Genomic DNA, 23,464 nt, shown 5'->3' on the forward strand with positions numbered 1-23,464 from the left:
CTACTTTTCCCAAAAGAAAAGTAGGTCGAGCCTGAACAAAGTTGAAATATATTTCAACTGAAGTGCAAGACGTAGTGGCTTATCCCGAAATAGGATGAGACCACAGTAAGCCTCCGCTATAACCATTTAAATCAACTCAATTTATTGACCCATTTTAACGGCAAAATCTTCATTGCAATCCCCATTGGCAACCACGGCCACTGCGGTACATAGGCTTTCACAGGCTCTCTCTCAATTGCTTTGACCAAGGCCATACTTCCTGTTTTCTCCTCCACTTCAAATGGTAGTTTTTTCGCACCCTCATTCAGCTCAGTCCGAATATAACCTGGGAAAATCGTCGAGACTTTAATTGGTGTGCCCAACAACTCCGCACGAATGCCCTCGGCCAAATGCGCCACCGCTGCTTTGCTGGCGGCATAAGTCGATAAATGCTTCGGTAAACCACGCATCGCACTCATGGAGGAAATTACCACCAAATGCCCTTTGTTTTGCGTTCGAAAAATTTCAACTGCCGCTTCGCATTGCGCCAAGGCAGAAATAAAATTGGTCTCCGCCGTAGCCCGATTCACCTCAAAATGCCCTTTGCCAATACGGCGGCCATCACCCACACCTGCATTGACAATAATTCGGTCAATGCTGCCAAATTCTTGCTGAAAAGCTTTAAACACAGTAAACACATCATCGTAATGGGTCACATCCAGAGTCTTAATCTTGACCTGAATTGAAAACTGGCTTTGCAACTGCTGTTGTAACGCTTCTAGGCGCTCTAAACGTCGTGCACAAAGTGCCAGATTGTAGCCTTTGGCTGCAAATTCACGTGCCATACCTGCACCTAAACCCGAACTTGCACCTGTAATTAAAATTGTTCTTGCCATTTCCGCCACCTATTCTTGTTTAAATCCATGTAAGAAGTTCTGCATCATGTGTTTTTAAATAATGATGTTCATTAAAACTCAGTAATTGCAAACATCCATCCACCCAACGCAACGTGGTAATACTGGCATTGGCAATTGACCAGTTCAGTGCAAAAATCTGTTTGGCATCCAAACCTAACACCTTGCCAACTGCCACAGAAATGACACCGCCTGAACTGAATACCACGGCTTGACGCTGCTGGGTTGCATCAATGTGCTGACACAACAGCTGTAAGGCATTTTCTACCCGCGATTGAAAGCCCAACCAGGTTTCATGATATTCATGGTCATATTGTTCCCCAATCCAGCGATCAATCGCCCCATCAAAAATTTTGGCAAGGTAAGCACGTGGATTGGCCACCAATTCAACATCCTGCTTCAATAATTCAGGCTGATTAAAACGCGGTTCGTATTGTGCAAACACATGTTGGTGATCAAACTCATTCCATGCCGCTTCGGTTTGAATCGGCGCATCATGAAAACTTTTTGATAAAGCCAATTGCGCTGTTTGCTGGTGACGTTGCATCGAACCTGCCACAACCAATGGCATTTGCTTCAGGGTTTGCTTAAAAAAATCACCCACGACCTGCGCTTGCTGTTCACCTTTGGCTGAAAGTTGGTCATAACTTGCTGCACCAAAAGACGCCTGCCCATGTCGTACCAAATAAATTGTGGTCATCGTTTTAAAATATCCTGTAGTTTTGCGCCATATTCAGCAATCAATGGTCGTGCTTGCGGGTGATCTTGCACAATCAGTTTCAAAGCCCGAATATGTAAGGCATGAATCATAATCCAGAAATCTTTAAAGGCTGGATTATCCGTTTGTTGATGGTAATAGCGATAATAAATCTGTTGGGCAATCACGGCTAAACGGAATAAACCAAACACTTCATAAAATGCCCAGTTGTCAGGCTGTAAACCTGTTTTTTCCAGATAATAATCGACCACCTGTTGCCGTGTCAGCATACCTTTTAAATTGGTCGGCTGGCGGCGGCTTGATTTCATCAAAGCATCATCATCATCCTGAATCCAATAGGCGAGAGCACTGCCCAAATCCATTAATGGATCACCAAGCGTCGCCATTTCCCAGTCCAGTACACCAATCACTTGAGTCGGTTGTTGTGGATCTAAAATGACATTATCAAAACGCCAGTCATTATGAATCACACAGGTTTTAGCGTCTGTTGTAATATGTTCCAGCAACCACTGACGCACAAACGCAAAATCAGGAACATTCGGTGTCAGCGCCTGACTATATCGCGCATCCCAGCCTTCAACCTGACGGCGGCAATAGCCTTCACCTTTGCCCAGTTTTTCTAGCTCTGTGCCTTGATAAGGCACTTGATGCAGCTCAATCAATTTATCTAAGACATTCAGGCAAAGTTGCTGTACCTGTGACTCATCCAGCTGTAATTCTTTGGGTAAATTCGCACGTGGAATAATGCCCTCAATCCGCTTCATTACATAGAAATCACAACCAATCACACTGTCATCTTGGCACAGCGCAATCATTTCAGGCAGGACAGGGTAGAACGGTGCAAGATGCTTCTGCACATTGTATTCTCGAGCCATATCGTGTGCTGATTTGGCTTTGGTGCCTTTCGGTGGGCGACGTAAAATCAGATCGCTATTGTCATACTGTAGCCGATAGGTCCAATTTGATGCTCCACCCGAATACTGGGTGACTTGTGCTTGTCCCTGTAGCTTCACACCTTGTTTTTTTAACCACGATTCAACCGCTACAATATCCAGCTCTTCGCCATGACGAACCTGACCGCCAACATCAATTACTGCCATTTGCTTTTTTCCTTATCAACGACCATAGCCACGTTTTTTAAGTTCTAATTTGGCAATCATGCCTTTATGAACCTCATCTGGTCCATCGGCCAAACGTAAACTACGTGCTTGGTTAAAAAATGCAGTCAGCGGAGTATCACGTGAAACGCCTTCACCCCCGTGGATTTGAATCGCCATATCGACCACATTTTGTAATACAGTCGGTGCGACCACTTTAATCGCAGAGATTTCGGTTAATGCCGCCATATTCCCCAAGCTATCCATCTTATACGCTGCATACAGCGTCAATAAACGCGCCTGATCGATTTGTACACGTGCATCAGCCACACGTTCTAAATTACCGCCCAGTTTAAGAATTTCTTTACCAAAGGCTTTGCGTGACATGCCACGGTCAATCATCAACTCCAAGGCTTTTTCTGCTGCGCCGATACAACGCATGCAATGGTGAATCCGCCCAGGCCCTAAACGACCTTGAGCAATTTCAAAACCTTGTCCTGCACCCCCAATAAAGCTACTGACTGGCACACGCACATTGTCAAAATTCACCTGTCCATGTCCATGCGGTGCATCGTAATCACCAAACACTGGCAACATTCGCTCAATACTCACGCCTTGCGTTTCAATCGGCACAAGTACCATCGAATGTTGATGATGACGGTCTTTATTCGGGTCTGGGGTATAGGCCATAAAGATAATCACTTTGGCATTGGGATCACCCAAGCCCGATGACCACCATTTGCGTCCATTCAAGACAATTTCATTGCCCTGAATCACCGCCGTGGCCTGCATATTAGTGGCATCACTAGAAGCCACGGCGGGTTCAGTCATACAGAACACTGAACGGATTTCTCCTGCGAGCAAAGGTTGTAGCCATTGCTGTTTTTGCGCCTCGCTACCATAGCGCCATAACACTTCCATATTGCCGCTATCAGGTGCATTACAATTAAATACGGTTGGCGCAAGTAAGCTACGTCCAGTCAGTTCGGCAATATGAGCATATTCCTGAACTGATAAACCAGCACCCAGCTCGGCATCGGGCAAAAACATATTCCATAAGCCAGCCGCTTTAGCCTTATCTTTTAATTGTTGTAATTGTTCAGGCCACTGCCACTTGGTCCAGTCACCATCCACATTGAGATGATGGACTTCATCCCAAAATGCCTTTTCGATCGGTTCAATTTCTTGTTGGATAAAGGCTTTAGTTCGTGCAATAAAATCCTGTGCGCGCTCAGATAATGCAAACATCATCATTTCCCTCAATGTAAAATGTGGCGAATATTGATTCGCTGCTTTACATCACCATAAGTGAAAATTTATTATGAATGAAATGATTTAATTTTATTCAAAACTATGAATCAGATTCATAATACTCACCCACTCGAAGTGGGCAATTTTCATCGCATTGATATCAATTTGTATCCTCTTTTTATTGCCATTTTTGAGCAAAACAGTATTTCAAAAGCTGCGCAACTCCTCTGTATCAGCCAATCTGCGGTCAGCCATGCTTTACAGCGCCTAAGGACCCAATTAGGTGATGAGCTCTTTGTTCGTAGCGGACAAAAGATGTTGCCCACGCCCTATGCCGAACAAATTTATCAACCAATTCAGACTGCATTACTGACGATTCAGCAGATTGCAGTACCTCAACACGACTTTGTGCCAAGCATGTTACAAAGCTTAAAAATTGCCATTCACGATGAAATCGAACCGATTATTTTTCCAGAACTGGTCAATCATTTTGCTCAACTGAATTTGGATATCCAGTTTCTAAGTTCGAAACTGGATCGTAAAAATATGCTGGCAGATCTCTCTGCGCAGCAAATTGATTTTGTGATTGATCTGGTTCAACCCCATCAAGCTCATTTGCAGTTTGAAAATCTGATTGAAGATCATTTTGTGGTGTGTACCCAACAAACTGAGATGAACGTGTCGCTCTATTTATCATCACCACATATTGGCGTGTCATCACGGCGTACAGGCTTATTACTTGAAGATATTTATCTAAATCGACAACAATTGTCTCGGCAAATTTTTCTACGTTGCCAGCACTATTCGACAGCTTTACAGGTGTTAGCGCAACACCCAAATGCAATTTTAACCATTCCTAAGAGCATTCTGAAAAACCTGCATTATGCTGAAAATCTGAATATACATGCCTTGCCCATTGAACTACCTAAAATCAATATGGGCATGTATTGGCATGAGCATGTCAAACACAATCCACGCCATCAATTTTTACGCGCAGAGATTTTAAAAATCTTTAATTAGAACAAACGACTGCATTCAACATCCGCTTGTTCTGCTCATATCGCTATTAGGAGACTTTGATTATTTTCTTAATGCCAGCTGGTGCTCATCATGGCAATTCATCAAGTAAACTTTAGCAAACATGAGACGAAGCATATAAACCACCGCCATCGCAAAAACGATATAGCCAATATCCGCAAAAAACAAAGGAATCACGAAAAGGATCAGAATGGTCAATGGATAGAGCCAACGTCGCCATCCAGATAAATCAAAGGCCTCGTAAAATAACCAAATGTAAGTGCTATAGATCGCCAAACAGGCAGCAATCAGCCATCCCATCATTTGACTGGAAATGTGGGCATGTTGCGTTGAAACATCAACCGCTGCTGCTAAAGCTGCGCCTAATACGGCGATACTAATAAAGATAAAAAAATGACCATAACCCCATAAAAAAGGCTGTACCCCACGACGTTGATGGTGGTGATGACTACGGTCAAAGTAGACCCACCACATTGCAAACATCATCAGTAATCCACCAATGACTAGAAAGATTTCTTTGAAATTCACGGCATGATTGGAAAATGCGTCCTGTGTTGCAGCAAAACTCCCGATGATCGATTCCCCCAAAACGATGATCGTGAGTAGTGCATAACGCTCAACAATATGATGCGGGTGCCAAGGTGTCACGGCATACTTTTCGGCATACAGCGGTACGGCTAACTCAGCGAAAACCAAAATCAGAAATAACACAGGCGTCATATGGATGGCACTAAAATTACCAATTAACCATCCCAACTGAACCAAGACAATGCCAATGGCATAGCGATAAGCTGTTACCCTCCGTTCGGGATCATGTTTCGCGACACGTATCCATTGTGTCACCAAAGCCAAACGCATAATCACATAACCAATAATAATGACATCGAAATTATGTTCTTGAAAAACAGCAGGGATGCCAGCAGCCATCACCAATGATCCGACAATCTGTACAAAGGTCAAACAACGGTACAGCGTGTCATCATTGTCATACGCGGAGGCAAACCAGGTGAAATTCATCCATGCCCACCACAGGGCGAAAAACACCATAAAATAGGTCGGTAAAGCGTGCCAAAAATGACCTTCAATAATCGCGTGATGGAGCTGTTGCCCTGCGGTTGCGATTGCAACCACAAAAATCAGGTCAAATAAAAGTTCTAATGGGGTAGCTGCACGATGGGCTTCCTCAGGATCACGGGGAGCAAATAATTTTCGTGTTTTATTTTGATTTTTTTCAGCACTCATCTCTTATTCTCGGAATAATACCAACCTTAGGTCTTAACTTAATCGATCTTCATAAATTTACCTATCGTCTAGATCATAAAAATGCTTAAAATTTATGCATTGAAAATTTGCTTAAATCGATTATTTATGTAATTCTATGCGCATATTTGGATAGCATTATCCATACAGAATTTGACAAGGGGAGTAGCCTCCTCCAAACCTAAGTCACAAACAGCTTAGGTGTCAGAGTTTCGTCATTACACTTTGCAAAAAGTCGGACTCTGAGCATCACGATCAATCGTGATGTAGGCAAGACCTTGATCATGTTGAAACAGGTGTATTAATTCATCTGGCAACTGGTCAAGGTTTTTTTATGCCCATTTGCCAGATAGGGAGTTGTGATGGAAACTATCGGTAATTTATGGCTATATGCTGTGTTCTTCGGCCTCGTCGCTGTCATGCTTATCGTCGACTTTTTAGGCTTCAAACAAAAACAAAACCAAGATGTTCCAATCAGACAAGCTGCTTACTGGAGTATCGCGTGGGTCACTGTCGCGGTGCTATTTGGTGGAGGTTTATGGTTCTACCTACAACAAACTGTAGGCGCAACCATTGCAAACCAGAAAACCATGGAATATTTCGCAGGTTATCTACTGGAAAAATCATTAGCGATTGATAACGTTTTCGTCTGGTTAATGATTTTCGCAGCGTTTGCGATTCCACCTGCTTTCCAGCGTAAAATCTTACTGTATGGCGTACTCGGTGCAATTATCTTAAGAACCATCTTTATCTTTATTGGAGCATGGTTTGTACAAGAGTTCTCTTGGGTGCTGTATATCTTCGGTGCATTCTTGGTCTACACAGGCTTTAAATTCCTGAAAGGACAGGATGATGAAGACACTAATATTGAAGACATCAAGTTTCTGAAATGGTTACGCAAACATATGCGTATCACACCACAATTGCATGGTAACAACTTCTTCGTCCGTCAAAACGGCTTACTCTGGGCAACACCTTTATTTTTAGTGTTGATCTTGGTTGAAGCGTCTGATGTGATTTTCGCGGTTGACTCCATTCCCGCGATCTTCGCTGTCACGACTGATCCCTTCATTGTTTTAACTGCAAACTTGATGGCGATTTTGGGCTTACGTGCGATGTTCTTTTTACTTTCCGGTGCGGCAAGTAAGATGCATTACTTACCTTATGGCTTAGGTATTATCCTCGTGTTCATTGGTGCGAAAATGTTATTGCTCGATGTGTTCCATATGCCAATCTGGATCTCGCTAGGCTTTATCGTACTGGTATTAAGCATCACCGCTTATCTATCAATACGTCATAATAAGCGCCAAGCTCAATAATAGCTTGAACATAAAAAGGGTCTTCAATGAAGACCTTTTTTATTTGGCACTCATCGCCCAATATTTTCTATTTCTGGATCAACTGCTTGTAATAGAGGCCACTGCTGTAACCATTGTTTAGAGGCGATACGCTTTTTAAACGTGGCATAACTGACCAATGCTGGATTCCAGCAAAGTTTTAACTCAAATAAATCCTGCAAACCAAACGGTGCAATCAATTCCAGTTCTCCTAAACCATTTAACCGTATCGCAAGGGCTGTTGCTGTGTCGGGCCATAACGATAGAGCCTGTTCAATCGACAGCAAAGGCTGAATTTGTTCTCCATTATCTTTGCGATACCATGTATGCACCAATGCTTGATTGACCACATCCCATTGCTGTTGTGGAAACAATTGTTCTAGATGCTGTTGCAGCTGCTTTTGTGAATGTTGATCCATTTCTGTTGCATCATAATAAATCACATCTACATCGCTATATTTCAAATCAAAAGATTGACCATGTAAATGTGCCCACACGGTATTTCGCAGCACACCAGCACTTAAATACGTCTGAGGATGTAAATGAGATAATGTCTGCAATATTGCAGAAAGTGCAGGGGATTGAGTAATCATTTCGAAAAGGATCGATTGATAATACTCATGCGGGTTTTTCATGCTTCGATCAGCTGCATATATTTATTGAATCCACACATAATCATGCCTGAGTACTCTGTACTTTAAAAGCACAGATCAATATCATATGTCGGCTTTCCTAATCAGAAACATAATAAAACAAGGCTGTTCACCTATTTATGTTGATCATGCCAATTAAAATGAGTGGGGTCTCATGCGTTCTAAAAAAATTAACCTAGTGGTCGTACCGTTACTATTAACGGCATGTAGCCATAATGATGGGCCATTGGTTCAAGATGTCTACAACAATCAATATGACTGTGCAACAGATTGGAATACTGAAACCTGCGAAGAAGAAAATAGCTCAGGCAGTAGTGGCTCAACTGCTGGGGTTCGGTATTATGGTGGCTTTGGCTCAGGACGTTATTTAGGGCCTCAATATTATCAAAACAACCGTGAGGTCTCGTTCCGTGGCAATACTTTAAGCCCACGTAGCAATCTCAGTGTCGGGCAACCCTCCATTTCAACCACTGCAAAAACCTATTCTGCATCATCTCCTATTCGTGGCGGCTTTGGTCGCGGCGGTTTTTCCTTTGGTGGTTAATTTCAAAAACTGATATTTAAAATGAAAAGAAAAATCTTCACCCCACGTACAGATTGGCAAATTGAACACCAAAATATTGGCTTTGATTATTATAATTTACCCTCGCTGGACGGCTCAATTTACTGGTCGGAAGGCATTGCCTACGAATTTAGCCTAAAACAAATTGAACAGCTTGAAGATGCCGCCAATGAATTACATCAAATGTGTTTATCGGTTGTAGGCGATCTGATTCAGCGCGGTAATTACCCCGATTACTTCCATATACCCACTGCGGCAATCACACATATCGAGCAATCTTGGCAACAGAATGCACCGATGTTGTATGGCCGTTTTGACTTCGCTTACGATGGCCGTAACATCAAAATGCTGGAATACAATGCGGACACGCCAACGGGCTTACTCGAAGCATCTGTGGCGCAATGGTTATGGATCGAACAAGTTTCAGGTATTCCCAATCGAGATCAATTTAATAGTATTCATGAAGACCTAATTAAACGTTGGAAAACCATTCTACCGCGTGGCAGTCATGTTCATTTTGCTGCATGTCAGGAAGCAGGGCGAGAGGATTGGGGCAATCTAGAATATTTAATGGATACTGCCTTTCAAGCGCATCTGCAAGTCTCTGAACTCTCGATGGAGAACATAGGATGGAACGGACAAGACTTTGTTGATTTAAATCATCATCCGATTCAAAACCTGTTCAAGCTTTATCCATGGGAATGGGTTTGGGAAGAAGCTTTTGCGCAATATCTCAGCCCTCAAACGCAATGGATTGAACCTTGTTGGAAAATGCTGCTCTCCAATAAAGCAATTTTAGTCGAGCTGTGGAAACGCTATCCCAATCATCCTCTTTTACTCGAAACTCACGCCTTTGATCCACAGCAAAAGTACGCGGAAAAATGGGTAAAAAAACCAATTTTGGCAAGGGAAGGGGCCAATATTCGGGTGTTACAAAATGGTCAAGATCAAGGCGCTGCCTCAGGAAGCTTTTATTTTGAAGACTATGATAAGTATGGTTATGTTGTACAAAAATGGGTGGACACACCATCATTTTCGGGTCAATTACCAACCTTAGGTTTATGGATGGTCGGACATCAATGTGCGGGGATGTCCATTCGAGAAGACTGCTATGACATTATTGGCAATGATGCTCATTTTGCTGCACATTATTTTGTAGAATAAAAGACGTAATTTATATAAATCATCTACAGTTTTATTTTTTAAAGCTGCCCCCACATGCTCTAGTGCTAGGTGGCATCAATGCCGCTGGTTGAGCTGTGATAGATGAATGTATCATCAGCTAAACAGCGGATTTTCCTTACTTTTTATTCATCAAAAGCAAGAAAAATACTTATATAAAATAATGGAATAAACGAGATCCATTTAATCATCACTATGGATTTAAATCGTATGTGTTGCCACACGGTTCATATACGCGATCAAGCGAGTAAAAAATAAAATCTGCAGAAAAATCGTAAATGCTGAAACGCACCACTCATACCACATATCAAAAACGGTATCAGCCAAACCAAAATATTGATAAATCGCCAACAACACAATACCAAATACCATGCCTGCAACTGTCGTCTGCATCAAAATAGGAAATGACAGGGCCGTTATCCGATTTAAGAAATGAATACCTTGATCACCACCATTGGCCTGATAAGTCCGTTGAATTCCGATAACCATAATCAAAAGAGTCAATACTGCTTCAACCCCAATTACACGCGCATCAGAGTAAGGCGAGTACATACCGTAGTAGTACACCACACTCACCACCAATGCTGCAGCAAGATAATAGTTTTTATAATGTTGTTTACTTAAAGTGTCCTCAGCCAACTCATGCGCCAAAGCTTTTGTATTCCAATAATACATACGTATTTTTCTCAAGAAGTATCATTATTGCTGACAATTTACGCATTTCCACTCAAAAGTAAAGTGAATTGATTCAATCGATTACTCACATTTATACAGGTTTTAACGGCTTTAATTAGGCGAATAATCCAGTAAGTTAGGTAAAATCGGGTACAATCAATCGAAAAAAGTAAAATTGAAGGTTGTTATGACTTTGGCTACTCCAATCACGGTGATTCGTGGTCGTTTCTTAGATATTCAAAAAACCGTTTCCCAAGCTGCTGAAATTGCTGATCAAATTCGTTATATCGAAGATGGTGTTCTCATCACGGAACAAGGCAAAATTCGCTGGTTTGGCACGTGGAACGACGCTCAAGCCCATCTTCCTGCAAACATTGAGATTCAGCATTACCCAGAACAATTGATCATCCCAGGCATGATCGATACACACATTCACTTTCCACAAACTGAAATGGTCGGTGCCTACGGCGAACAGCTGCTAAGCTGGTTGAACACCTATACCTTTCCCACTGAAATCCAGTTCAAAGACAAAGCTTATGCACAAGACATTGCCAAGTTTTTTGTCAATGAACTACTTAAAAATGGCACCACCACGGCCTTGGTATTCTGTACAGTTCATCCTGAATCTGTGAATGCCTTATTCGAGGCCGCAGAACAACACCAGATGCGTTTAATCGCAGGTAAAGTGATGATGGATCGTCATGCACCAGAAGCCCTATGTGATACCGCAGAGAGCGGCTACGATGACTCTAAAGCACTGATTGAAAAGTGGCATGGGCAGGGTCGTGCGTTATATGCGATCACACCGCGTTTTGCGCCAACATCTACGCCTGAACAGTTGGAAAAAGCAGGACAGCTCAAAGCACAATTTCCAGATGTCTATGTACATACACATTTAAGTGAAAACAAAGATGAAATCGCTTGGGTGAAAGATTTATTCCCCGAACAAAAAGGCTATTTAGATGTTTATCATCATTATGGTTTAACGGGCCAACGTTCTGTATTTGCCCATTGCGTTCATTTGGAAGATACAGAATGGAAATGCATGCATGAGACCGATTCTGCGATTGCCTTCTGTCCAACCTCAAACTTATTCTTGGGCAGTGGTTTATTTCCGTTGAAAAAGACCTGGGAACAGCAAGTGAAAGTCGGCTTGGGTACAGATGTCGGGGCAGGGACCTCATTTAGCTTATTACAAACCGTAAATGAAGCCTACAAAGTCCAGCAGTTACAGGGTGACAAACTCTCTGCATTTGAATCGCTGTATCACGCCACTCTGGGTGGTGCAAAAGCCTTGGATTTAGATGACAAGCTCGGTAACTTTAACCTTGGTAAAGAAGCTGATTTTGTGGTGCTCAATCTCAAGCCAACGGCATTACAACAATTACGTCAATCCCGTTCAAAATCGATCGAAGACAGCGTATTTGCATTATTCACCATGGGCGATGACCGAAATATTGAGGCAACTTATATCTATGGACAAAAAGCCTATAGCCAAAACTAAAATTTTAAACAAACAAAGACTTGGGTTAATGCTATTCGCCATAGGATGTGCTGTTCTGTTAAAACGTGACAGTCACTTATCTCAAAATGATACATATTCTTCATCATCAAAAGGTGCATGAAATGTGATTTTGTTTTAAAATTCCCACATTAGCTCAAGTTTTCGAGGTGTTGCAGGTCAACACCTTTTTTATTTTTCCATTTTTTAAAGTGTTAGGAATCTACCGATGACCATTGCAATGCGCATTATGATTTCAAGTGAAGAGATTCAAGCTAAAGTGAAAGAACTTGGCGAAAAAATCAATGCACACTATGCTCAAAGTGATAAAGAACTGGTATTGATTGGCTTGTTGCGTGGGTCCGTTATTTTTATGGCAGACTTATGCCGTGCAATTGAAAAGCCACACGAACTCGATTTTATGACTGTTTCTAGTTACGTCAACGGCACGACGATTTCATCACGTGACGTAAAGATCCTCAAAGATCTTGATGGAGAAATTCACGGTAAAGATGTACTTGTGGTCGAAGATATTATCGACTCAGGCAATACTTTAAGCAAAGTGGTAGAGATGCTTAAAACCCGCAATCCAAATTCAATTGAACTGTGTACCTTGGTAAGTAAACCATCACGTCGTGAAATTCCTTTGGAAGTAAAATTTTTAGGTTTTGAAGTCGAAGATCGTTTTATTGTGGGTTATGGTTTAGATTTTGATCAAAAATATCGCCATCTGCCTTTTATCGGTGAAATTGGTCTTTAATTTATAAACATCGTAGATATTTCATCGATGCTTAATATGTAATGAGCTGAACATGGCTCTTACTTTAGGTGCTTTCGGGCACCTTTTTTATATCTTGATATTAAACAAACCTTGCTAAAGAATGCACAAAAATACGACACAAATAGGCAATCCACTACAGACAAAGCAAGATCAGATCAAGCAGGATAGTACGAAATATCACTGTTAAAACAAGGAGAAAGACAATGTGGTCTCTAATTGTGGCAATTGTAGTTGGTTTTTTTGCTGGTTTAATTGCCCGAGCGCTACACCCAGGTGAGGATAAAGCAGGCTTTATTGTAACAACATTATTGGGTATTGCTGGTTCATTACTGGCTACGTATGGTGGTCGCTTACTCGGCTTATATGGTGAAAATTCGGCGGCAGGTTTTATTGCTTCAGTACTTGGTGCCGTGATTATTTTATTTATCTATAAGTTAGTCACAAAAAAAAGCTAAACACATAAAAAACTCCCAATTCATTTTGAGCAATGGATTGGGAGTTTTTCTTTATGAATCTATAGACCCAATTCTTTCCAAATCATTTGAATTTCTTCAGCACTACGCCCGCCAACCATTTTCAAACCATTGCCAAAAATCAACGTCGGTGTGCCATCAACACCCAATTTACGTCCTAACTCAAGATTACGTTCAATTGGATTGGCACAATTTTTTTCTTTCGGCTGTACATTTTTTTGCAACAAGTTTTTCCACGTATAGACTTGATTTGCATCACACCAAACCGATTTAGCCACTGCAATAGATTGTGGTTGTAACGGATACATAAACGTATAAATCGTGACATCATTGAGCTTATCTAGCTCTACTTCTAATTTTTTACAATAAGAACAATTTGGGTCTGAAAATATGGCAAGCTCATGTTTTCCAGTGCCTTTGACTGTTTTAATCGCATCTTTAAAAGGCAGTTGTTTCCAGTCAATCGAGTTTTGTTTTAACACCAAATCTTTCGTGAGGTTTTTCTGATCTTTTAGACGGACCATAGAACCCACAAACATGTGTTCTGCACTTTCATTTAAATAAATAATCTGATTATCCAGACTTGCACTATATAGGCCAGTCATTTCTGTAGTTTGAATATTGGTCACTTGAATATTGGGATATTGCTCGGCTAAATTGCTTTTTAATGTCTCCACATTAGCGAAACTGATTGCAGAAACACAACTTAGTAATGAGAACATCCCAATTTTTTTTAACATGACTGACACTCTATTCAAAAATCAGTGGCTATTGTAATGACTCTCTGATCGACAAACAGCTTAGCTTACTGAGCAACAACCAAAAATCAACTAACACTCGCGATGTTTCACGTGGAACGTCGGAACTTATAGTTCAATGTAATAACATGCCAAACTTAACTTATACAATTGGTAAAAAACTGACAATATTGATATATCATATTGATATTTATTTAATATTTTAAATACTCAGTAGCTCAAAGCTTTTCTTTTTGGAATAATCTGTTCCAATTCGTCAGGAAGCGGGGAATGCAGTAATAAAAGCCCCCAGACTCAAAGGAAATGAATATCGATAGGTAACCTCATTTTTAAGTCATCAAAATATGTTTGTATTATCGAACGATTTTAGTCATATCATAGGAATGGACACCGTTTCATCTTAAAATTTAGGTACATCAATGTATAGCGCGGAACTATTAGAAGAAGCCAAAACCTTTATGTTTCATATGCTCACCAAAGTGGTGGAATATGGCGGTTCAGATTTATTTATCACCGCAGATTTTCCACCGAGCATTAAACTACAAGGCTTAATGCGACCTTTGGGGCAACAAGCCTTAACAGCAGATAAAACCAAGCTGTTTGCCTATAGCTTAATGAATGAAAAACAACGCCAAGAATTCGAAAATGAATGGGAATGCAATTTTGCAATCAATGTGCCCAATGTTTCACGTTTCCGTGTCAATGTCTTTAAGCAACAGCTACAGATTGGCATGGTGATTCGTACGATTACTTCTGAAATTCCCACCTTCCAAAAGCTTAAACTCCCAGAATCCTTGAAAAATGTGATTATGGAAAAACGTGGTTTAATGCTGGTGGTTGGTGGAACAGGTTCAGGTAAATCCACCTCATTGGCCGCCATGATCGACCACCGCAATGAAAACTCAGCAGGGCATATCATCACCGTTGAAGATCCTGTGGAATACGTTCATAAACACAAAAAATCAATGATTACCCATCGTGAAGTCGGTGTTGATTGTCATTCATGGCAGCATGCCTTGAAAAACACCTTACGTCAGGCACCCGATGTGATTCTGATTGGTGAAATCCGTGATACTGAAACCATGGAACATGCAATTGCCTTTGCTGAAACAGGCCATCTTTGCTTAGGCACTTTACATGCCAACAATGCCAATCAAGCCTTGGATCGGATTATTAACTTTTTCCCGGAAGAACGTCGTAATCAATTGCTCATGGATCTTTCATCCAATATAAAAGCGATTATTTCGCAACGGTTGGTAAGGACTCAAGACGGTCAAGGTCGCCGTGCAGCGATTGAAATTTTGCTGAATACCCCATTAATTGGAGACAATATTCTAAAAGGACAATTCCACGCGCTGAAAGAGATTATGAGCAAATCACGCGAGCTGGGTATGCAAACCTTCGATCAAGCGCTATTTGAGCTCTATAACGAAGGCGCAATCAGCTACGACGAGGCTTTACGTAATGCCGATTCAGTCAATGAATTACGTTTACAGATCAAGCTCAAAGCCACACGTCAGGAAGGCGTACCCGTTGCCATGATGACTGCATTAAACGTCGTACCAGAACAGAAAGCTGAGGAAGAGCAAGAACAAGGTTAATTGAACAGTGGCTTAGATCACACAATGATCTAAGCCACTTATCTTTGATTTAATTGATTATTTCCCAATACAGAACGAACCAAAAATCTTACCCAGCAGATCATCAGCACTAAAATCACCTGTGATTTCACCCAATGCATTTTGCGCCAAACGTAATGACTCTGCCACCAGCTCACCCGCATTAAATACCACAAGTTGCTCACGTGCTTCAGATAAATAGCGCTGAGTACGCTTCATTGCGTCTAAATGACGTGTTCGAGCAATAAAGGTGTCTTCCTCAGGCTGGAAGCCAGCATGTGCTGTAACCGCCTCTATGAGCGCTTGAACACCCATCTCCTGTTTTGCAGAGACACTGATATGACGGAAGCCTTGATAATCACTTAACGCAGCATCCTGACCGGTTAAATCACATTTATTGCCAATCAATAGCAAACGTTTTGGCTCAAGATGCTCTGCAAAATATTCATGTGCCAATTGCAAAGGTTCATCTCCCTGATTTAGGTCATAAACCAATAGCAATAGATCCGCCTGTTCGATTTCCTTGATGGCACGACGAATACCTTCTTGCTCAACGATATCGCCAGTTTCACGTAGACCAGCAGTATCGGTTAGGGTAATTGGCAAACCATTTAAACTGATCTTTTCATGCAACACATCACGAGTAGTACCCGCGATATCAGTCACGATCGCGCGCTCATGCCCAGCCAATGCATTTAACAAACTGGATTTGCCTGCATTCGGTTTACCTGCAATCACCACCTGTAAACCTTCACGTAGCAATTGGCCTTGGCGTGCAGATTGCTGTACTGCTTGAACTGAATCCTGTACATCATCTAGCAAGGCTAAAATCTTACCATCGGCAAGAAAATCAATTTCTTCTTCTGGGAAATCAATGGCCGCTTCAACATGCAAACGTAAGTGAATCAATTTTTCTAAAACGGTATTAATTTTGGTTGAGAATGCACCTTGCAAAGAGCGGACCGCAGAACGTGCTGCAGCTTGTGAAGTCGCATCAATCAGATCGGCAATTGCTTCTGCTTGTACCAAATCCATCTTGCCATTTTCAAAGGCACGCATGGAAAACTCACCCGCTTTTGCAGCAGTCGCGCCCAAATCGAGTAAACGTGCTAGCAAAGCATTTTGGATGACAGGACCACCATGCCCCTGTAATTCCACCACATCTTCACCCGTAAACGAATGTGGGTTAGGGAAACACAATACAATCCCTTCATCCATCACCGAGCCATCGGCATCACAAAACTGACGGAAGCCAGCTACTCGTGCAGCAGGAAGTTTTTTCTGGGTTAGTTGTTCTGCTATCGCATAGGCTTTCGGTCCAGAGAGTCGAATCACCCCCACACCACCACGACCTAATGGGGTAGCAATCGCAGCAATAGTGGTTTGATGTTGCATGTTAAATTCACCTAAAAACAAGCGGGGTATACAATGGATAACCCTAAATACAGACAAAGAAAAATCCGCCTAAGATTACCATCTTAAGCGGATTTATTCAGTAAAAGTTCGAACTTAAGCGCTCGGCTCAACCTTGTTGAGACGGTCTTTTTCGACACCTTTGTTAATAAACCATTGTTGCAAAATGGTAATACTGTTGTTGACGATCCAGTAAAGCACGAGGCCCGCAGGGAAGAACAACATGAATACCGTAAACATGATTGGCATGATACGGAATACTTTTGCCTGCATTGGATCAGTTGGCTGTGGGTTCAACATTTGCTGAACGAACATGGTCACACCCATGATCAACGGCAAGATAAACCATGGATCCATTGCTGATAAATCTTGAATCCAGCCTAACCATGGTGCATGACGGAGTTCAACAGATTCCATCAATACCCAGTACAAGGCCAAGAAAATCGGCATTTGTAACAATAACGGCAAGCAACCAGACAATGGATTGACTTGTTCACGCTTGTATAACGCCATCATTTCTTGCGAGAAACGCATACGGTCTTCACCAAATTCTTCTTTCATGCGTTGCATTTCAGGTGCAATCACGCGCATTTTCGCCATTGAGCGATAACTTTTTGAAGAAAGTGGCCATAAAATCAGTTTCACCAAGATCGTCAATAGAATGATTGACCAACCCCAGTTACCAATGATGTTATGGAAGAATTGCAAACCTAAGAATAACAATTTAGCAATTGGCCATAACCAACCATAATCTACAGTTTGGTTTAAACCATCTGCCAAATCTTTTAGTTCAGACTGAACTTTTGGACCAGAATAAAGCTTAGCATCCACTTCCATTGACGTACCCGCTGGTACATTAATCACTGGAGAAGTGAAGCCCATGATATTCATGTGATCAGCAGACTGACGAGATTCCAACTTAGCAACATAGGGCTGACCATCAGCTTGAGTAAGTTTTAAATTCCCAGGAATCCAAGCACTTACAAAATAATGCTGAACGATAGCAACCCAGCCACCTTTTGCATCAACATTCAGTTTTTCATCATTAAAATTAGTAAATTTTAACTTGTTATAGTGCGCATCAGGTGCGCCCCAAGCGCCACCCAGATAGGTTCCCAAAGTGAAAATACCTTGCGAAGATTTACCTGGATCGTCTGAATTATCACGCTTTAACTGACCAAACATTTGCCCTTGCCAGTTTTGCTGACTACGGTTAATGACTTGGTGTTTTACCGTAATCGGATAATCACCCTGCGTGAAGGTGAACGATTTGATCACTTCTACGCCTTCTGGTGTTTTAAATACCAACGGCACAGTCAAAACTTGATGTGTTTTGCCATCTTTCGATGCGACGCTTTTTGCATCCGCCAAAGTATATGCTGTTTTTTCAACATCATACATTGGACGACCACTACGGCTGCTATCAGGTCCATTTAAACCAATTAAGCCAGATTGAGCGACGTAAGTACGTTTCGCATCACTTTCCAGCATAACAAAAGGTTTTTCGCTGTCTTTGCTTTCATCGTGGCTTAACAATTCAATACGAACAATATCACCACCCTTTGGATTGATCCAAAGATGATAAAGATCAGTTTGTACTGAAATCAATTGCTGACTCACAGAAGGCGTTTCTGTGGTTTGTGATGCAGTCACATTTGCTTGTGGCAAGTCTGAAGCCGCTGTTGCATTTTGAGCATTTGGCAAATCTGCAGATACGTCATGCGCACTTACAACAGCCGCTTGTTGTTGCGGAGCTGGTGTCGCATGACCGTAATCTTTTTGCCAAGCCAAAATAAGCAAATATGCGGTAACAAACATGGCTCCAAGAATTGCAAATCTGGCCCATTGTTGCATATCTATTATCCCAAATGGTTAGAGAGATTTTGCTTGAATAAACGATCACGAAAGGGTACAGCAACGTGATGCATTTGAGAATCTATTTGATGAAACGAAATAAAACGAAGTGCTTTGCGTGGAACTGGATCGTAGCCTGAACCACCCCATGGATGACAACGGCAAATTCGCTTCGTCGAAAGCCATACACCTTTTGCTGCACCATGTGTCTGCAGTGCTTCAATTGCATATTGAGAGCAAGTGGGAATATAGCGACAACGAGGACCCAATAAGGGACTAATTGCGATTTGGTAACATCTTATCAACCAATGTAGTAAACGTACCATTGGAGATCTCTAATTTTGGAGGGATGTCACAACGACTTTAGAATGCTTCTTTGCTAAGCGTTGTAATTTTTGCCAAGCAAAATCTAATTGTTGATGTAATTCTTGATTTGCGATTGCTTCTATACCAACTTTAGGCATCACCACAATATCGATATCAGCATTAAATTGCGCTTGATGTAAGCGAAAGCTCTCCCGAGCAAGACGTTTTATTCGATTTCGTTCATGCGCACGGCGCACCTTTTTTTTAGCAACGACAATACCCAAACGGCTTTTCGGCTGTTCGGTTAATTTTGCTAAAAAAAGGAAATGGGGCTGATGCACTTTAAAAAGCGCACCATCAAATACACTTTTATAATCTGCAGCACAACGAATACGAGATTCAGTGCCAAAACTGTAAAGTGTCATCACCCAAGTCTGGTCAGCTTAACAGTATTAAACAGTTAAGCTATGACGACCTTTTGCACGACGACGAGCTAAAACTTGACGACCAGCTTTTGTTGCCATACGAGCACGGAAACCATGAACACGCTTACGCTTTAATTCAGATGGTTGGAAAGTACGTTTCATATCGAAACTCCCAAAAATGATCTTTCTATAAAGGTCCGCGATTTTATGGTGCAAAGCTCAGTCTGTCAATGGGAAATCAAAATCTTTACATTTTGTTTGTTCTGTTTGACATCAGTAGAGAACCGCGAATGTTGTCTAGTTAATTGAAAACAAAAAATATACACATGCTATCTATTTAAATTATATCAATATTACGCTATATTCACACCTTAACCACAAGCTTATCAACAATTCATTTTGGATTTTAAATTTAATTCTTGGATTTTGAATTTAAATTTCGATATGCTCAGTTATCCACAATTCGAGTAACCCCTATAAGTAAATTCAAATTTTAAAATTTAAATTTATTACTATTAGGGAGGGTTTATTCTGTGGAAAGGCACGTTTTTTTATAAATAAACATATAGTTACTTTGTGGATAACCATGTTTTTATTAATTTTATAATTTGTGGATAACTTCTTGGTTAAAACTATCCACAGCTTGTGCAAAAAGTTATGCACATGTGGTTTTAAATTTGAATTTATAAACGATTGCTTTCTTTTTCAGCAAAAGTCCCATAAATTTGCCTGACAGATGTGGATAACTTGGTTAGAATGGCGACCCCTTCGAAAGATGGGGATAGCGGTTTCTTTGTTTTTGAATTTAAAAAATGGATATATAGGGGATGCACATGCTCTGGACAGACTGCTTAACTCGCTTGCGACAAGAGCTCTCTGACAACGTCTTTGCGATGTGGATTCGTCCTTTGGTTGCTGAAGAGGTTGACGGTGTGATGCGTTTATATGCACCCAACCCATATTGGACACGTTATATTCAAGACAACCATTTAGAGTTGATTTCAATTCTTGCTGAGCAATTATCGGAAGGCCGAGTACGTCAGGTTGAAATCTTGGTTGATTCACGTCCAGGTACCATTTTGTCGTCTCATGAGCAACCTGCAACCACGACAGCTGCTTTAACCACACAAGTTTCTGTTCCAACAAAAGTCAAAAAAGAATCAGATTTAGTACAACCCAGTCAAAATGTCAGCAAAATACCTAAGAAAAGACAGTTAAATTCCCTATTTACTTTCTCACTCTTTGTGGAAGGTCGCTCTAACCAGATGGCTGCTGAAACATGTCGTAAGGTTTTAACCCAATTAGGGGCATCGCAGCACAACCCTTTATTTTTATATGGCCCAACAGGTCTGGGTAAAACACATTTAATGCAAGCTGTGGGAAATGCTTTATTACAAGCAAAACCGAATGCGCGCGTGATGTACATGACCTCAGAAAGTTTTGTACAAGATTTTGTGAGTTCTTTACAAAAAGGTAAGGTTGAAGAATTTAAGAAAAATTGTCGTTCTTTAGATTTGTTATTGGTCGATGATATTCATTTGCTCGCTGGTAAAGAAGCTAGTTTGGTTGAGTTTTTCTATACATTCAACGCTTTACTTGATGAGTCTAAACAAATTATTTTAACTTCAGATCGTTATCCAAAAGAACTCACCGAACTTGATCCTCGTTTAGTCTCTCGTTTTTCTTGGGGTTTATCTGTTGGTGTTGAGCCACCAGATATTGAAACTCGAATTGAGATTTTGCTGAAAAAAGCTGAAAACAGTGGCGTTGATTTACCACGTAATTGTGCTTTATTTATTGCTCAACAAGTCGTTGCCAATGTGCGTGAGCTTGAAGGTGCCCTGAATAAAGTGGTGGCGATTTCACGTTTCAAAGGTACTGTCATTGACCTCGATGTGGTGCGTGAATCTTTAAAAGATGTATTGGCGATTCGTGCACGGACCATTAGTGTGGAAAATATTCAGCGTGTGGTGAGTGAATATTTCCGCATTCCACTGAAAGAATTGGTTGGACCAAAACGTACTCGTATTTATGCGCGCCCGCGTCAGTTAGCCATGGGGCTTGCACGCGAATTAACTGGAGACAGTTTTCCTGAAATTGGGATGGCCTTCGGTGGTCGTGACCACAGTACCGTGATGCATGCTTGTGAAAAAGTCACAAGTTTGCGTGAAGAAGATCCAATTTTTAATGAAGACTATAAAAATCTCCTTCGTTTGCTGCAAAGTTAATTTTAGGCGTCGTGATATTTGATCTTTGCGATGAAAATAGGGCTGAATCAAGAAAATCAGCCCAATAAATATCTATTCATTGGTAAGCTGTTTAATACGATCTTAGTGTCATTGAGCCATTTTTCATGCAAAAACAAGGCACAACCTTCTTTACTTGAATCCGCAAAAGTGAATTGGGGGATTAAATGTCAATAGACCCTGCTTTCAGAGTTGCAAACTGCTTTTAAGTGCAGCATAGTACACTGCTAACATTCATATCAGCTTCTGTTGTAAGAGGAATAAAATCGTGCGTTTGAAAATCGCTAAAGAAAGTTTAGTCAATGTTTTATCACATGTGGTGGGGGCTGTTGAACGTCGCCACACCTTGAATATTCTTTCAAATGTTAAAATTCAAACCACCCAACAGGCCTTAACGATTACGGGTTCTGATTTAGAAGTTGAATTGGTTGCAAGCACAACGTTAGCTGATGGCGCTTGTTTAGAAGCAGGTGAAACAACGGTTCCTGCACGTAAATTAGTCGAAATTTGTAAATCTCTTCCAACAGCAGCCTTGATTGATTTGCAGATTACAGAAGACCAACGCTGTATCTTAAAATCGGGCAATAGCCGTTTTGTTTTAGGTACCCTTCCAGCTGAAGATTATCCATTGTTGACCACTGAAAATAGTCAGGGGACACAGGTTCAGGTAACGCAGCGCGAATTGAAGCGATTATTTGAAAAAACAGCCTTTGCAATGGCTGTACAAGATGTTCGTTTTTATTTGACTGGTACTTTGTTAGAAATTGATCAAAATCAATTGCGTACAGTAACAACTGATGGACATCGTCTAGCTTTGTGTGAAGTGTTAGCTTCATCTACAGCAGCATCACCAATGCAGGCAATTGTCCCACGTAAGGCGGTTGGTGAATTACAACGTTTACTGAGTATTGAAGATGAACAGTTGACCCTGTTGATTGGACGCGAATTGTTGAATGTCACGATTAATACGCCAAGCCGCGATAAAGAGCAGGGTGATATTACTGTGCGTTTCACTACCAAACTAATCGATGGAAAGTTCCCTGATTATCGTCGTGTGATTCCTAAAAATGGTGATAAGCATGTCTTTATTGCACACGATGTATTCAAGCAATCTTTACAACGTGTTGCTATTTTAAGTAATGAAAAACTTCGTGGTGTTTTCTTGAATTTTAATCAAGATTCATTGCAGTTGCGTGCTAATAACCCAGAACAAGATGAAGCAGTCGAAGATATTGCAATTCAATATCAAGATGCACCTTTAGAAATGTCATTTAATGCGCAATATATCCTTGAAGTACTTGGTGTACTGGATGGTGATGACGTGAAAATGAGCATGAGTGAAGCCAATCAATCTGTACTTGTTCAAGATCCAGCGCATCCTGATCAAACTTATGTCGTGATGCCAATGCGAGTTTAATGACG

Annotated in this window: 23 protein-coding genes; 10 read left to right on the forward strand and 13 right to left on the reverse strand. The window is 41.2% G+C overall.

What is annotated here, in order from left to right; genetic code table 11:
* Positions 1–131: 131 nt before the first annotated feature.
* The 4 genes from F909_RS16490 to F909_RS16475 are packed head-to-tail and all read right to left on the reverse strand — an operon-like array spanning position 132 to position 3,956.
* On the reverse strand, positions 132–875 hold the full coding sequence (locus tag F909_RS16490) for an SDR family oxidoreductase (protein WP_005146248.1): 744 nt from the start codon (positions 873–875) through the stop codon (positions 132–134).
* 19 nt (positions 876–894) lie between these two features.
* Entirely contained in the window at positions 895–1,593 is a 699-nt protein-coding gene (locus F909_RS16485; protein ID WP_005146251.1) for a histidine phosphatase family protein, read from the reverse strand.
* Positions 1,590–2,711 (reverse strand): phosphotransferase family protein, encoded by a 1,122-nt coding sequence (locus F909_RS16480; RefSeq protein WP_005146254.1) that lies wholly within the window; start codon positions 2,709–2,711, stop codon positions 1,590–1,592. Before F909_RS16480 ends, F909_RS16485 begins: the two co-directional genes overlap by 4 nt.
* Before the next feature lie 15 nt (positions 2,712–2,726).
* Positions 2,727–3,956, reverse strand: a complete 1,230-nt coding sequence (locus F909_RS16475) for an acyl-CoA dehydrogenase family protein (RefSeq protein ID WP_005146256.1) — start codon at positions 3,954–3,956, stop codon at positions 2,727–2,729.
* Between the two features lie 105 nt (positions 3,957–4,061).
* On the opposite strand from F909_RS16475, the gene F909_RS16470 reads away from it, so the two are divergent.
* The gene (locus tag F909_RS16470; RefSeq protein WP_005146258.1) at positions 4,062–4,979 is read left to right on the forward strand and encodes a LysR family transcriptional regulator; all 918 of its coding nucleotides are present in this window, start codon (positions 4,062–4,064) and stop codon (positions 4,977–4,979) included.
* Positions 4,980–5,039: 60 nt separating this feature from the next.
* Here F909_RS16470 and F909_RS16465 read toward each other — a convergent pair whose 3' ends face one another.
* Positions 5,040–6,239 carry a low temperature requirement protein A gene (locus F909_RS16465; protein WP_005146262.1) on the reverse strand — a complete coding sequence of 400 codons (1,200 nt, stop codon included), beginning with the start codon at positions 6,237–6,239 and terminating at the stop codon, positions 5,040–5,042.
* A gap of 380 nt (positions 6,240–6,619) precedes the next feature.
* Between F909_RS16465 and F909_RS16460 the strand changes: the two genes are divergently transcribed.
* The gene (locus tag F909_RS16460) at positions 6,620–7,576 is read left to right on the forward strand and encodes a TerC family protein (RefSeq protein WP_005146268.1); all 957 of its coding nucleotides are present in this window, start codon (positions 6,620–6,622) and stop codon (positions 7,574–7,576) included.
* A gap of 50 nt (positions 7,577–7,626) precedes the next feature.
* On the opposite strand, the gene F909_RS16455 is transcribed toward F909_RS16460, so the two are convergent.
* Positions 7,627–8,229: a nucleotidyltransferase family protein gene (locus F909_RS16455; RefSeq protein ID WP_005146271.1), complete on the reverse strand. Its 603-nt coding sequence runs from the start codon at positions 8,227–8,229 to the stop codon at positions 7,627–7,629.
* A gap of 172 nt (positions 8,230–8,401) precedes the next feature.
* Between F909_RS16455 and F909_RS16450 the strand changes: the two genes are divergently transcribed.
* Positions 8,402–8,791, forward strand: a complete 390-nt coding sequence (locus F909_RS16450) for a hypothetical protein (protein ID WP_005146272.1) — start codon at positions 8,402–8,404, stop codon at positions 8,789–8,791.
* Positions 8,792–8,812: 21 nt separating this feature from the next.
* On the forward strand, positions 8,813–9,973 hold the full coding sequence (locus F909_RS16445; protein WP_005146275.1) for a glutathionylspermidine synthase family protein: 1,161 nt from the start codon (positions 8,813–8,815) through the stop codon (positions 9,971–9,973).
* A gap of 219 nt (positions 9,974–10,192) precedes the next feature.
* On the opposite strand, the gene F909_RS16440 is transcribed toward F909_RS16445, so the two are convergent.
* The gene (locus F909_RS16440; protein ID WP_005146277.1) at positions 10,193–10,666 is read right to left on the reverse strand and encodes a hypothetical protein; all 474 of its coding nucleotides are present in this window, start codon (positions 10,664–10,666) and stop codon (positions 10,193–10,195) included.
* Between the two features lie 187 nt (positions 10,667–10,853).
* On the opposite strand from F909_RS16440, the gene guaD reads away from it, so the two are divergent.
* From guaD to F909_RS16425, 3 genes are all read left to right on the forward strand, one after another.
* Complete coding sequence (gene guaD / locus F909_RS16435; RefSeq protein ID WP_005146278.1) at positions 10,854–12,170, forward strand: guanine deaminase; 1,317 nt, start codon at positions 10,854–10,856, stop codon at positions 12,168–12,170.
* A gap of 226 nt (positions 12,171–12,396) precedes the next feature.
* Entirely contained in the window at positions 12,397–12,927 is a 531-nt protein-coding gene (gene hpt / locus F909_RS16430) for a hypoxanthine phosphoribosyltransferase (protein ID WP_005146279.1), read from the forward strand.
* Positions 12,928–13,151: 224 nt separating this feature from the next.
* Entirely contained in the window at positions 13,152–13,403 is a 252-nt protein-coding gene (locus F909_RS16425; protein ID WP_005146280.1) for a GlsB/YeaQ/YmgE family stress response membrane protein, read from the forward strand.
* 59 nt (positions 13,404–13,462) lie between these two features.
* Here F909_RS16425 and F909_RS16420 read toward each other — a convergent pair whose 3' ends face one another.
* Entirely contained in the window at positions 13,463–14,161 is a 699-nt protein-coding gene (locus tag F909_RS16420; protein ID WP_005146281.1) for a DsbC family protein, read from the reverse strand.
* Positions 14,162–14,598: 437 nt separating this feature from the next.
* Between F909_RS16420 and F909_RS16415 the strand changes: the two genes are divergently transcribed.
* The gene (locus F909_RS16415; protein ID WP_005146282.1) at positions 14,599–15,780 is read left to right on the forward strand and encodes a PilT/PilU family type 4a pilus ATPase; all 1,182 of its coding nucleotides are present in this window, start codon (positions 14,599–14,601) and stop codon (positions 15,778–15,780) included.
* Between the two features lie 57 nt (positions 15,781–15,837).
* Here F909_RS16415 and mnmE read toward each other — a convergent pair whose 3' ends face one another.
* The 5 genes from mnmE to rpmH form a co-directional block, all read right to left on the reverse strand.
* Positions 15,838–17,193, reverse strand: coding sequence for a tRNA uridine-5-carboxymethylaminomethyl(34) synthesis GTPase MnmE (mnmE, locus tag F909_RS16410; RefSeq protein WP_005146283.1), 1,356 nt, complete (start codon positions 17,191–17,193; stop codon positions 15,838–15,840).
* Positions 17,194–17,307: 114 nt separating this feature from the next.
* On the reverse strand, positions 17,308–19,065 hold the full coding sequence (gene yidC, locus F909_RS16405; protein ID WP_005146288.1) for a membrane protein insertase YidC: 1,758 nt from the start codon (positions 19,063–19,065) through the stop codon (positions 17,308–17,310).
* Positions 19,066–19,070: 5 nt separating this feature from the next.
* Positions 19,071–19,391 carry a membrane protein insertion efficiency factor YidD gene (gene yidD / locus F909_RS16400; RefSeq protein ID WP_005146289.1) on the reverse strand — a complete coding sequence of 107 codons (321 nt, stop codon included), beginning with the start codon at positions 19,389–19,391 and terminating at the stop codon, positions 19,071–19,073.
* Positions 19,392–19,400: 9 nt separating this feature from the next.
* Positions 19,401–19,796: a ribonuclease P protein component gene (rnpA, locus tag F909_RS16395; protein WP_004656857.1), complete on the reverse strand. Its 396-nt coding sequence runs from the start codon at positions 19,794–19,796 to the stop codon at positions 19,401–19,403.
* A 27-nt stretch (positions 19,797–19,823) separates the two neighbouring features.
* Entirely contained in the window at positions 19,824–19,958 is a 135-nt protein-coding gene (rpmH, locus tag F909_RS16390; protein ID WP_000831329.1) for a 50S ribosomal protein L34, read from the reverse strand.
* 671 nt (positions 19,959–20,629) lie between these two features.
* Between rpmH and dnaA the strand changes: the two genes are divergently transcribed.
* Together dnaA and dnaN are read left to right on the forward strand one after the other, a co-directional pair.
* Positions 20,630–22,024: a chromosomal replication initiator protein DnaA gene (gene dnaA, locus F909_RS16385; RefSeq protein WP_005146292.1), complete on the forward strand. Its 1,395-nt coding sequence runs from the start codon at positions 20,630–20,632 to the stop codon at positions 22,022–22,024.
* 286 nt (positions 22,025–22,310) lie between these two features.
* On the forward strand, positions 22,311–23,459 hold the full coding sequence (dnaN, locus tag F909_RS16380) for a DNA polymerase III subunit beta (protein WP_005146294.1): 1,149 nt from the start codon (positions 22,311–22,313) through the stop codon (positions 23,457–23,459).
* The last annotated feature ends 5 nt before the right edge of the window (positions 23,460–23,464 follow it).

This window comes from Acinetobacter sp. ANC 3929 (assembly GCF_000369405.1).
Lineage (GTDB): Bacteria > Pseudomonadota > Gammaproteobacteria > Pseudomonadales > Moraxellaceae > Acinetobacter.